The sequence below is a fragment of the Ralstonia sp. R-29 genome (assembly GCF_049913345.1).
Lineage (GTDB): Bacteria > Pseudomonadota > Gammaproteobacteria > Burkholderiales > Burkholderiaceae > Ralstonia.
The window spans coordinates 2,322,106-2,334,182 of the sequence record NZ_CP184377.1; the positions used below are offsets into that span (position 1 = coordinate 2,322,106).

General features: G+C 64.9%; 13 protein-coding genes. All 13 read left to right on the forward strand.

Going from position 1 to position 12,077, the window contains the following annotated elements:
- The first annotated feature begins 2 nt into the window (after positions 1-2).
- The 13 genes from ACN9M1_RS10905 (at position 3) to ACN9M1_RS10965 (ending at position 11,600) form a co-directional block, all read left to right on the forward strand.
- Entirely contained in the window at positions 3-908 is a 906-nt protein-coding gene (locus tag ACN9M1_RS10905; protein WP_426394287.1) for a baseplate assembly protein, read from the forward strand.
- Positions 901-1,443: a phage tail protein I gene (locus ACN9M1_RS10910; RefSeq protein WP_426394289.1), complete on the forward strand. Its 543-nt coding sequence runs from the start codon at positions 901-903 to the stop codon at positions 1,441-1,443. The genes ACN9M1_RS10905 and ACN9M1_RS10910 overlap by 8 nt, the downstream gene beginning before the upstream one ends.
- Position 1,444: 1 nt before the next feature.
- Positions 1,445-3,376, forward strand: coding sequence for a hypothetical protein (locus ACN9M1_RS10915; RefSeq protein ID WP_426394291.1), 1,932 nt, complete (start codon positions 1,445-1,447; stop codon positions 3,374-3,376).
- Between the two features lie 12 nt (positions 3,377-3,388).
- Positions 3,389-3,811: a tail fiber assembly protein gene (locus ACN9M1_RS10920; protein ID WP_426394293.1), complete on the forward strand. Its 423-nt coding sequence runs from the start codon at positions 3,389-3,391 to the stop codon at positions 3,809-3,811.
- Positions 3,812-3,921: 110 nt separating this feature from the next.
- On the forward strand, positions 3,922-5,097 hold the full coding sequence (locus ACN9M1_RS10925; RefSeq protein WP_426394295.1) for a phage tail sheath protein: 1,176 nt from the start codon (positions 3,922-3,924) through the stop codon (positions 5,095-5,097).
- Between the two features lie 35 nt (positions 5,098-5,132).
- Positions 5,133-5,642 carry a phage major tail tube protein gene (locus ACN9M1_RS10930; RefSeq protein WP_426394297.1) on the forward strand — a complete coding sequence of 170 codons (510 nt, stop codon included), beginning with the start codon at positions 5,133-5,135 and terminating at the stop codon, positions 5,640-5,642.
- Positions 5,643-5,726: 84 nt separating this feature from the next.
- Positions 5,727-6,053 carry a phage tail assembly protein gene (locus ACN9M1_RS10935; RefSeq protein ID WP_426394299.1) on the forward strand — a complete coding sequence of 109 codons (327 nt, stop codon included), beginning with the start codon at positions 5,727-5,729 and terminating at the stop codon, positions 6,051-6,053.
- A complete protein-coding gene (locus ACN9M1_RS10940; protein WP_201016360.1) occupies positions 6,050-6,151 on the forward strand; it encodes a GpE family phage tail protein in 102 nt (33 codons plus the stop codon). The genes ACN9M1_RS10935 and ACN9M1_RS10940 overlap by 4 nt, the downstream gene beginning before the upstream one ends.
- The gene (locus ACN9M1_RS10945; protein WP_426394300.1) at positions 6,148-8,811 is read left to right on the forward strand and encodes a phage tail tape measure protein; all 2,664 of its coding nucleotides are present in this window, start codon (positions 6,148-6,150) and stop codon (positions 8,809-8,811) included. Before ACN9M1_RS10940 ends, ACN9M1_RS10945 begins: the two co-directional genes overlap by 4 nt.
- A 2-nt stretch (positions 8,812-8,813) precedes the next feature.
- Positions 8,814-9,236 (forward strand): phage tail protein, encoded by a 423-nt coding sequence (locus ACN9M1_RS10950; protein WP_426394301.1) that lies wholly within the window; start codon positions 8,814-8,816, stop codon positions 9,234-9,236.
- Positions 9,233-10,339 carry a phage late control D family protein gene (locus ACN9M1_RS10955; RefSeq protein WP_426394303.1) on the forward strand — a complete coding sequence of 369 codons (1,107 nt, stop codon included), beginning with the start codon at positions 9,233-9,235 and terminating at the stop codon, positions 10,337-10,339. Before ACN9M1_RS10950 ends, ACN9M1_RS10955 begins: the two co-directional genes overlap by 4 nt.
- A 318-nt stretch (positions 10,340-10,657) precedes the next feature.
- A complete protein-coding gene (locus tag ACN9M1_RS10960; protein WP_426394305.1) occupies positions 10,658-10,870 on the forward strand; it encodes a Com family DNA-binding transcriptional regulator in 213 nt (70 codons plus the stop codon).
- Positions 10,818-11,600, forward strand: a complete 783-nt coding sequence (locus tag ACN9M1_RS10965) for a DNA-methyltransferase (protein ID WP_426394307.1) — start codon at positions 10,818-10,820, stop codon at positions 11,598-11,600. Before ACN9M1_RS10960 ends, ACN9M1_RS10965 begins: the two co-directional genes overlap by 53 nt.
- Positions 11,601-12,077 lie beyond the last annotated feature (477 nt).

A 12,077-nucleotide genomic window follows, 5' to 3' on the forward strand; every position in this document is an offset into this window, starting at 1 on the left:
CCATGGGCGCTCTCATCGACCTGTCGCAACTGCCGCCGCCGAACGTGGTGGAGGCATTGGACTACGAGACCATCCTTGCCCAGCGCAAGGCGGCGCTTGTCGCACGCTACCCCGCTGACAAGCAGGCCGATGTGGCCGCCGTGCTGGCGCTCGAATCCGAACCGCTGACCAAGTTCCTGGAGGAATCGGCGTACCGCGAGCTGTTGCTGCGCCAGCGCATCAATGAGGCCGCACGCGCGGTGATGCTGGCCTATGCGCAGGGTGCAGACCTGGAGCACATTGCGGCGCTATTCGGCGTGTTCCGCCTGGTCATCAAGCCCGCAGACCCGATCGCCGGCACGCCGGCCATGATGGAGAGCGATGCCGACCTGCGCCAGCGCGTGCAGCTCGCGCCGCAGTCGTTCTCTGTCGCCGGCCCGGAGGGTGCCTACCGCTCGCATGCGCGTGATGCAGACGGCCGCGTGCTGGACGCCTCGGCCACCAGCCCCACGCCTGGCGAGGTCTGTGTCACGGTCCTTTCGCGCGAGGGCGACGGTACGGCCCCGGCTGACCTGTTGGCGAAGGTCGAGGCCGCCCTGCGTTCAGATGACGTCCGTCCCCTGACGGACTTCGTGACGGTGCAATCGGCGGCGATCCTGCCCTATGACGTTGTGGCGATTCTCCACCTCTTCCCTGGCCCCGATTCCAGCGTCGTGGTGGCCGAAGCGCGCAGGCGCCTGGCGATCTACGTGGAGGTCTGCCACCGCCTGGGCCGCGTGGTGGCCCGCTCGGGCCTGGATGCTGCGTTGCACGTGGCAGGCGTCGAGCGCGTGGACCTGCAGTACCCCGCAGACGACATTCGCGCCGATCTGACCCAAGCCCCCTATTGCATTGGCGTCGACGTCAAATCGGGAGCCCAGCGTGCGTAGCCTGTTGCCACCCAACGCCACAGAGCTGGAGCGCAACGCCACGGCCGTGGCGGGCACCATCAGCGATCTACCGCTGCCGCTGCGCTCGCTGATTGATCCGGACACGATCCCCGCGCACCTGCTGCCGTGGCTGGCGTGGCACCTGGGAATCGACGCCTGGAAGGACTACTGGCCCGACCAGGTCAAGCGTGCCCGTGTGCGCGCGGCCATTTCGATCGCTCGCAAGAAGGGCACGGCCGCTGCGGTGCGCGAGGTCGTGGCGTCCTTCGGCGCCAACATCGCGCTGCGCGAGTGGTGGCAGATCGAGCCGAAGGGGCCGCCGCACACCTTCGAGCTGGTGATGACGGTGAGCGAGCGCGACGACATCCCATCAACAGCCGATTTTGTGGCGGACATCGTGGCCGAGATCGACCGCACGAAGCCGGTGCGTGCCCACTACACCTTCACCCAAGGGTTTAACCGGCGGGGGGGACTCGGCGTTGCCGTAGCGATCCGCCCTGCCCTCTTTGTTCGCCTCTCACTCACGGACGCCTGACATGGCAGGAACGACCCTCAATATCACCGACGCCGGCCGCGCGGCGCTCATTGCTGGCGACCACACCGGCACCAACGCGCGCAAGGTCGTACAGGTCGGCTTTGCAACCGCACCGTTCGACTTCTCCCCAGCCCTCCAGGTACTGCCGAGCGAGCTCAAGCGGGTCTCCACCATCGCCGGCGAGAACATCGCCCCGGACACCATCCACGTCACGATCCGAGACGATGGCGCCGACCAGTTCAAGCTGTACGGCTTTGGGCTCTATCTGGATAACGGCGTGCTGCTCGGCACGTACTGCCAGGCTGCGCCCATCATGGAGAAGTCGCCAGTGGCCATCCTGCTGCTGGCCGTCGACGTGGTGTTCAAGTCGCTGGACGTGACGGCGCTCACCGTTGGCGAGACCAACTTCACGAACCCGCCAGCGACCACTGAACGCGTGGGCGTGGTGGAGCTGGCCACCGACCAGGAAACGCAGGATGGCACCGACAAGCTGCGCGCGGTCACGCCTGCTGCGCTGGCCGCCCGGACGAGCACGGAGAGCCGTACAGGCATCGTGCAGCTCGCCACCGATCCGGAAGTCGTGGCCGGCAAAGACGACGCCAAGGCCGTGACCCCCAAGAAGCTCGCCGCACAGCTCACCAAGAAAGCCGACCTGGCCGGGTCCAACAAACAGGCCTTCGCGGTGGCAAGCGCTGCGGCCGTCGAGCATGCCGTCCCCCTCGGCCAGGCCGACGAGCGCTACGCCACGCCGGCGGCAGTCAAGGACGCCAAGGACACGGCCGCCCGTGCCCTCAAAACAGCCGAAGCGGCAGTGCCATCCAGCGGCGGCGATGTCACCGGTCCCGTCAACGTGAAAGGCCCGGCGGGCGAGCTGCAGTTCACCGACGCGGTAGAACCTGTGACGGCGGGGCGTTTCCGGATGGTGGCTGCTGGCCGCAGCTTCGTGCTCGATCGCAATACTGCCGCCGCCGGCGACTTCTCCACCTACCTGCGAATGCTCCAGGTCGATGGTTCTGGGAATGCAGCCCTGGCCGGCAGCGTCACGGGCAACGGCTTCAAGACGCGAACCAACGTCAGCCTCCCTGCCTACAACAACGACGGAAAGGGCTTCTTGGAGTTCGGCGGCGATTCGCCGGCCTGGCGCCTGTACGCGGTCAGCGCATCGGGCAACCTGGTCTTCAACACGTACAACGCTGACGGCAGCCACAAAGACACGCCGCTGGTCATCAACTACGCGAGCGGTCAGGCGAGCTTTACCGCTCGCCCCACGTTCAACGGGGCCACGCCGTACGACACAAAGAACCTGGTCAATCCGCTGACGGCCGAAGGTGGACCGCTCAACGCCAACAAGGGCTTCAATTTCAGCGCTGGTTACGGCCGCACAGCACTCACGGTTTCGCCGGTCGGTGCGGACAGCATTGGCGGCTCACATGGCGAATGGTCGGCCACGCGCGCCCCTGCGCTGCAGATCGACTGCCCGAACAACCAGGCGGCGTACATGGGCCTGCGCTGGACCCAATGGGGCGCCAGGCATTTGGCGGCGATCGATTGTTATGCCGGCGGCAGCAATGGCTCTGTCCCTGTGCTGTCGATGCACGTTGGCGGCCGGGCAAATGCTTTCACCTTTAACGGCAACGGCGACATCGCTATTCAAGGCATGTTGTATGTCGGCGCCGGCGGCGCCCTGTCGGGCGACGGCAACGTGTACATGCCGTGGGCCGGGCAATGGCTGTCCACCTACCTCACCAACCTGAACAACGGCAAAGCCGCCGTCGGGGCGCAATGCCAACGTGCCGGAGCCACGCAATCGTTCGGAGTGATCTCCGGCAACCCGGTACTTCCTCACCCATGGGTTGTCGTGGGCCTAACGGGGCCGGGCAATGGCACCGCAAACGCCATCACCGTGTATGGCGACTGGATGCGCAATCAATAAGGAGTCTGACCGATGATGACCGTGGAACACCTGGCGTATGTTCTTGCACAGGCCTACCCAACGCTGGCCCGCTGGCGGGACTACTGGGTCTCGCACCCGGTGGACAGCACCACGCTGGAACAGATCGGCCCCGCATGGATTCCGGAGTGGATACCAACCGATCCACCCAAGCCCACCGATGACGACATCGCCCGCCTCTGGTCCGTGCACGGCGAGGCCGCGACCCGCCACGTACTTGGCGCCGAGATGCGCACCAAGCGGGATGCCCTGCTGGCCGAGGCCGACCGCCTGGTGATGAAGGCGGAGGATGCGGAGGACACCGAGAAACTCTCGGCAGCACGTCGATATCGCAAAGCCCTGCGCGACGTGCCCCAACAGGCCGGCTTTCCAGATGCCGTCGAATGGCCTGAGATGCCGGCGTCCCTCACTGAGTAGGTTCCGCGCGGGCGGTTGTTGTGGCCGCCCGCTGCACAACAGTTCCAGCGCGACTTTCGCGCGCGTGCACAGCATCCTGCAGGTACACCCATCCACCTGCTGGAGACTGCATGCCAAGCGACTATCACCACGGCGTACGCGTCGTTGAAATCAACGAAGGCACCCGCCCCATTCGCACCATCGAGACCGCCGTGGTCGGTGTCGTGTGCACGGCCGATGATGCGGACATCGCCACCTTCCCACTGAACAAACCGGTTCTGCTGACCAACGTGCAGGCCGCAATCGGCCGCGCCGGCACCAAGGGCACGTTGGCGCGCACGCTGCAAGCCATTGCCGACCAAACCAGCCCGCTGACCGTCGTCGTGCGCGTCGCCGAGGGCAAGGCCGAGGGCGAGACCAACACCAACATCATCGGCACCACCACGGCCGAAGGCCGCTTCACCGGCCTCAAAGCCCTGCTGGCCGCACGCAACCAGCTCGGCGTCACGCCGCGCATCCTCGCGGTGCCAGGCCTCGACACACTGCCGGTAGCCACCGAGCTGGTCAGCATCGCGCAGAAGCTGCGCGCCTTCGCCTATGTGAACGCGACCGGCTGCGCCACCAAGGAAGAGACCGCCACGTACCGGCAGAACTTCGCCGCGCGCGAGCTCATGGTGCTGTGGCCTGAGTTCGTCGGCTGGAACACCGCCTCCAACGCCGAGCAGACGCTGTGGGCCACCGCCCGCGCCGTGGGCCTGCGCGCCAAGATCGACAACGAGACCGGCTGGCACAAAACGCTCTCCAACGTGCCGGTCAATGGGGTAACCGGCCTGTCGCGCGACGTGTACTGGGACCTGCAGAACCCGGCCACCGATGCCGGCTATCTCAACGCGCACGACGTGACCACGCTGATCCGCCAAGACGGCTTCCGCTTCTGGGGCTCACGCACCTGCAGCAGCGACAAGCTGTACGCCTTCGAGAACTACACACGCACGGCCCAGGTGCTGGCCGACACGATGGCGGAGGCGCACATGTGGGCCATCGACAAGCCGATGACGCCCTCTCTCGTGCGCGACATCCTGGAGCAGATCAACGCGAAGCTGCGCAACATGGTGCGCAACGGCTATCTGCTTGGCGGCGAGGCCTGGTACGACCCGACCGCCAATGACAAGGACACGCTCAAGGCCGGCAAGTTGGCCATTGACTACGACTACACGCCGGTGCCGCCGCTGGAAGACCTCACCTTCCGCCAGCGCATCACCGACCGCTACCTGATGCAGTTCGCCGACGCCGTGAAGGCGGCTTGAGCGGCCAGCGCCAACCCATCTGACAAGGAACGAACATGGCACTTCCCCGCATCCTCAAGCACTTCAACGTCTTCGCCGATGGCGTGTCGCACGCCGGCGAGGTGGAAGAAATCGACCTGCCCAAGCTCACGCGCAAGGTGGAGGAATACCGCGCCGGCGGCATGAACGGCCCCGTCGAAATCGACCTTGGCAACGACAAGCTCGAGCTGGAAACCACGTACGGCGGCTTGATGCGCGAAATCCTGCAGCAGTACGGCACGACCACCGTCGATGGCGCGATGCTGCGCTTTGCCGGTGCCTATCAGCGCGAAGACTCCAGCGAAATCGACTCGGTCGAAATCGTCGTGCGCGGCCGTCACACCGAAATCACCTTCGGCAAGGGCAAGGCGGGCAGCAAGGACCCGTTCAAGGTCAAGTCGGCACTGACCTACTACAAGCTGACCGTCAACGGCGAAGAGTGGATCGAAATTGACCACGTGAACTTCATCGAGCGCGTGTTCGGCAAAGACCGCCTGGCCGCGCAGCGCAAAGCCATCGGCCTCTGACACCGGTAATCGCATCACGGCCCGCCTGCTGCGGGTCGCTCGCCCCACAAGGGCCTCCCATGTCTTCTCACAGCCAAAACCACCATGGAACAAATGAACACCACCATCACCCTGGACTCGCCGATCAAGCGCGGCGAACAGATGATCGACGTCATCACCGTACGCAAGCCGGGCTCCGGCGAGCTGCGCGGTGTGAGCCTCATGGACCTGATGCGCATGGATGTGACGGCACTGCACACGGTGCTCCCGCGCATCACCCACCCGACACTGACCACAGCGGATGTGAGCAAGCTGGATCCGGCCGACTTGGTGAAGCTCGCCAGCGAGGTGACGAGTTTTTTGCTGCCGAAGGAAGCCAAGGAGGACGGCTACCCGACCGAATCGAAGACGCCGCAGCCGACGTTGCAGTGATTTTCGGTTTCCGCCTGGAGGAGCTATACGCCATGGGCGTCATGGAGCTGATGGAATGGCGCGAGCGCGCCCGCGAGCGTAGCGAGGCGCAGGAATGAGCGATGCGCGACGCCTGCGCCTGGAGGTCGTTCTGCAGGCTGTGGACCGGGCCACGCGCCCGTTCCGCAGCTTGCTGAAGACCAACAACGAGCTGGCCCGCTCGATGAAAGCCACGCGCGACCACATGAAGGCGCTTGAGCGCGCGCAAGGCCTGACCGAGCAGTTTAGCAAGCTGCGCGGCGGCATCCGCGAGACCGTTACGGCGCTGCGTGAGGCCCGCGAGCGTGTTGGTCGCCTCACCCAGGCGATGCAGGCGGCCGAGTCGCCCAGCGCCAGGCTGACGCAAAACCTTGGCAAGGCGACGGCAGAGGCTGAACGGCTGACCCGGAAATTCCAGGCGCAGCGTGCCCAGCTCGTGGAAGTGCGCCAAGGCCTGCAGGACGCCGGGCGCGGCACACAGACCATGGCGCAGTACCAGGAACAACTGCGGACGGCCACCAGGGACGCCTCGCGCGCCCTGGCCGAACAGGACGCCCGCCTCAAGGCACACAACGCACGTGCACGCGCGCAAGCCGGTGCCCAGCAGACCGCAGACAGGATCCGCGCTCGCGCCGGCAGCCTGGCCGCCGCCGGCGCAGGCGCGTCGGTCGCCGGCATGGCCACCGGCGCTCCCATCTGGAAGGGCCTCGGCGAATCGAAGCACTACGAGCTGGAGAAAGCCCGCATGGGCGCGCTCGGCCTGGGCGATGCCGCGACCAAGGAATCCATCGAGTTCGCCAGGCAGATGAAGGCGTACGGCGTGAGCCAGGTCGAGAAGGCCGAGCTCATGCGCGACGCACTGAGCGTGTTTGCCGACGCCCACCATGCAGAGATGGTGCTGCCCACCCTCGCCAAGATGAAATTCGCCAACAAGGCCGTGTTCGGCCAGGCACAGGGCGAAGACAACGAACGCATGTTCCTGGACCTGCTCAAAGTCGTGGAGCTGCGTGGCGGCCTCTCCAGCCCCGAAGAGTTCAAGAAGCAGGCCGACATGGTGCAGCGGGTCATTACCGCTACCGGTGGCCGCGTGCAGTCCGACCAGTGGCTGCAGGTCATCAAGCGCGGTGGCCTGGCCGCCAAGGGCATGGAGAACGAGTCCTTCTACTACGCGCTGGAACCGCTGGTGCAGGAAATGGGCGGCAATACGGTCGGCACCGCGATGATGAGCGCGTACCAGAACCTGTACCAGGGCAAGACGACCAAGCGCACGCTGGGCAACCTGGACCGACTGGGCCTCATTGCCGACCGCAGCAAGGTCAAAGAGGACAAGGCCGGCCAAATCTCGTTCATGGACCCCGGCGCGCTCAAGGGCGCGGACGTGTTCCGCCGGAGCCAATTCGAGTGGATGGAAACGGTGCTGCTGCCCACGCTGGCGGAGAAAGGCATTACCGGCCGCGACGAGGTGCTGGACGCCATCGGCGGCATCTTCTCCAACCGGACGGCGTCCGGCCTGATGTCGCAGATGTACCTGCAGCGTGACCAGATTCACAAGAACATGCGCCTCAATCAGGGCGCCGACAGCATCGACCAGCTCGACGCACGCGCAAAGGAGCTGCCGCAGGGCAAGGAAGCGGAAACGCTCGCCAAAGTCCGCGACCTGCAGAAGGAGATCGGCGAGAAGGTCCTGCCGCTGTACGCCGGCGCCCTGGAGTGGGTTGCGAAGGCGGCCGACCGCGTGACGAAGTTCATGCAGGAGAACCCCGGCGTTGCCAAGGCCATGGCTATCGGCGTCGGTGTGTTAGCCGCTGCCCTGCTGATTCTCGGCCCCATCATGCTCGCCATCGCCTCTGTGCTGGGGCCGTTCGCAATGCTATCCCTCGTGATGGGAGGCGTGGGTGGCGCTGGCGGCATGCTGTCGGGCGTTCTGCAGGGCCTGGGGACCGCCTTCACGTGGGTCATGCGCGCGGTCGGCTTGCTGGGCCGCGCCTTGCTGATGAATCCCATCGGCCTGGCGGTAACGGCAATCGCCGTCGCGGCCTACCTGATCTACGAATACTGGGAGCCCATCAAGGGGTTCTTCCTGAGCCTGTGGGGCCAGGTGAAGGAGGCATTCAACGGCGGCATCCTCGGCGTGGGCGCGCTGTTGCTCAACTGGTCACCGCTGGGGCTCTTCCACGCTGCATTTGCCACGGTGCTGCAGTGGTTCGGGATCGACATGCCGACCAAGTTCACCGAGTTCGGCACGAACATGATTCAGGGCTTGGCCAACGGCATCAAAGGCGCCATCGGCTGGGTTGTGGATGCTGTGAGCGGCGTAGCGGATCGCACCATCGGGCTCTTCAAGGAAAAGCTTGGCATTCACTCGCCAAGCCGTGTCTTTGCCGAGCTGGGCGGCTTCACCATGGCCGGCCTGCAGGAGGGTCTTGCCGATGGCGAGGGCGGCCCGCTGGGCACCGTGCAGCGCATGGCATCGAAGCTCGCCGGCATGGGCGCTGGCATTGCGATCGGCAGTGCCCCCGCGATCGCCGCGCCGGTGTCGTTCGACACCCGCCCGGCGCTCACCACGAGCAGCGGCGGAGCAACCGCGGCGCCTGCAGCAGCGGCGCCCATCACCATCAACATCTACCCGGCCGCCGGCGCCGATCCGCAGGCAATCGCCCGCGCGGTGCAAGACGAGCTGCGCAAGATCGACAACCAGAACGCGGCGCGTGCGCGCTCGCGCTACACCGACAGGGACTGACCATGATGATGGCACTGGGCCTGTTCGTGTTCAGCCTGGACACGGCCCCCTATTCCGAGTTTCAACGCCAGGTTGGCTGGCGCCACCCCGGCAACAGCCGCGTCGGCCGCCGGCCGTCGCACCAGTTCATCGGGCCGGACGATGAAACCATCACGCTGTCGGGCAAGCTCATGCCCGAGCTGACGGGCGGCGACCTGACGCTCGCCGTGCTGGAGCTCATGGGCGACACGGGCGACTCCTACACGCTCATCGAGGGCACCGGCCGCTACTACGGCCAGTTCGTCATCGACAGCCTGGACACGAAGAAGTCCGTGTTCTTCCAGGACGGCAAGGCGCGCGTGTGTGACTTCACGGTCAAGCTGACGCGCGTGGACGACGGCCTGCTGTCCAAGGTTCTCTCGACGGTCACCAAGGCGCTGCTGTGATTGAAGAGTTGTTGACCGCCGGCCGAGAGCCGCGCCCCATCTATCGCCTGAAGGTCGGCAACAAGGACGTCACCCGCCGCTTCCGGGATCGGCTGATCGAGCTCACGCTCACCGACAACTGCGGCTTTGAGGCGGACCAGCTCGACATCGAGCTCGACGACACGGACGGCAAGCTGAACCTGCCCGAGAAAGGGGTACGGTTGTCGCTGGCTCTCGGCTGGGCGCATTCGGGCGTGGTCGATAAGGGCACGTACAAGGTGGACGAGCTCGAGCACACTGGGCCGCCGGATCGGCTCACCATCCGCGCGCGCAGTGCGGAGATGGACGGAGGCCTTACCACGCGTCGTGAGAACTCCTACGTGGGCAAGACGCTTAGCCAGGTTGTGCAGGCGATCGCACTGCGCAACCGGCTTCGGTGGCTGGTAGGCAAGACGCTCTCCGACCATGTCATTGCCCACGTTGACCAGACCGGCGAGTCGGACGCGAACTTTCTATCGCGCCTGGCGAAAGAGTTCGACGCCATCGCCACCGTGAAAAATGGCACGCTGCTCTTCATTCCGGCGGGCGAGCCGACGAGCGGTTCCGGCCTGGTGCTGCCCACGGTCAGCATCACTCGTGCATCGGGGGACAAGCACCGTTTCCTTGTTGCGGACACCGAGAACTACAACGGCGTGAAGGCCTACTACCAGGACACGCGCGCCGGCGTGCGCGGCGAGGTCATCATCGACGCTTCCAACGCTACCGTCAGCAAAGAAAAGCCGGCGCCCAAGGGCCAGAAGGCGCGTAATACGGTTGAGACCAGTCCCAACCCGGAAAACGTGAAGGTGTTGCGCCACACGTATGCATCGAAGGCAAACGCAGAGCGCGGCGCCCGTGGCGAGTGGCGGAAGATTCAGCGCGGCGTGGCGACTTTCAGCATTACGCTGGCGCACGGCCGGGCCGAGCTGTTCCCTTCTCTGCATGCGAAGCTGAAGGGCTGGAAGCCACAGATCGACAACACGGAATGGAGCGTTGGTCGCGTGATCCATCGGCTCAATACCAACGGATTCACGACCTCGCTTGAGCTAGAGATCAAGCCGGACAAACTGGAAGAAGCAGCGTAGCGGGCTGATAACGTTTTGCGCGCGCAAAAAAAAGCGCCCTGCACACCGGGCGCAGACGCCCCCCCTTCATTGGCGTCTCAAACGCGGGTGACAGGAGAGAACCGGGCAACCCTGCGTGAATTCAGTATTGTTGATTTGGCAGGCGGTTGAATCCATCAATAGAGGGGGATGGCACCGGCATTTCAAGGAAATCGGTCTAAGCCTGCATCACGCAAACGCTTGCACACCGTTGTCGAACCTGCCTCTACAACACGCCAGACGTGAAATCTGGCGCGCGCGCGGCTACTCTGCCGCCTCGTTGTAAGCAGGACGTAGTACATGCAGGACATCCGATGCGGACAGTGTTTCCGCAAGCTCGGCGCAGGACAGTATCTGCGCCTCTCCATCAAGTGCCCGCGCTGCGGGACATTCAACGTTCTGAGGGCCGAGAGCCCCGCACCAGAGAGCCGTCGAGCTTCGTACAGTGGAGACCCCACCCATGAGCACGACCGCTCGCGCCCACGCGCAGCTCAACCACCTTCACCGCGCTGACGCCATCACCGTTTTGCGTGCCCTGCCCGACGCCAGCATCGACCTTGTGTTCACCGATCCGCCGTATTCGTCAGGTGGCCTACACAGCGGGGCGCGCACGCAGGCGCCAGGACAAAAGTACGTCAACGCAAGCCGCGACAAATACCCAACCTTCTCGCACGACAACAAGGACCAGCGCTCTTGGACGTTCTGGTGCATGACCTGGCTTGCCGAGGCCTACCGAGCAACGAAAGACGGCGGCTACCTCGCGTGCTTCACTGACTGGCGGCAACTGCCGAGCCTGACCGATGCCATTCAAAGCGCCGGCTACATTTGGCGTGGGGTAGCCGTGTGGGATAAGACACCGGGGCGCGCGCGGCCGCGTGCCGGCGGCTTCTCGCAACAAGCGGAGTTCCTAGTGTGGGCAACGAAGGGCCCAATGCTGCCGAACGCCGGTGTGTACCTGCCCGGCGTGTTCCCTGATCGCTTGGCTTTCCCCAAGCAGCATATGACCGAAAAGCCGATCGGCATGGCCCGCGAAGTCGTTCGCCTGGTGCAGTCAGGTGGCATCGTGTGCGACCCGTTTGCCGGCTCTGGCACGTTCCTCGTTGCTGCGAAGGAGGCAGGCCTAAAGTGGATTGGGTGCGAGCTGGAACCCGCGTATCACGAACTTGCGTTGCGACGCTTGGCCGCTTCCTCGGCAGGCTCCCAGGAGGCAACACCTCCTTCCGCCGGCGGCGCGCAGACGTAGAGCTGGCTGTCTGCCATGCGAGCAACACCACCTGGTGAATGCGCCTTGCCCTCGTAGTGACACAAGCTGCCCTGCATCGTCTGTGCTAGGTCTGGAGCTTGTCCGCCAGCTATCGCCGCATAGCCGGCGACGGTACAAGCCACCAGCGCTAACGCGCCCGTGGCGATCAACCATTGGCGCAGACGCGCATGGTGTTGCTGTGTGGCGGCGCAGCTCGGGCATGGCGCCGGCCGATTCATACGACCTTGCATCGTGAGGGACCTGGCATCGTTCACGGCAGAGCCGTGGTGGTGAATGTTGATCACGTTGCGCATCTGGTTGTTGGCTGTTGCGCCGTCGTGCGTGGCATCGCCAGCAACAACCTGACCTGCATCCCCCTGAACTGAAATTTGCTTCTCTTGCATCTGTTGTTGTCATAGACCGCCCCGTGGCCGGGCGTTAAACACCTTCTGCAAGAACGCTCCCCAATTGAAAAGG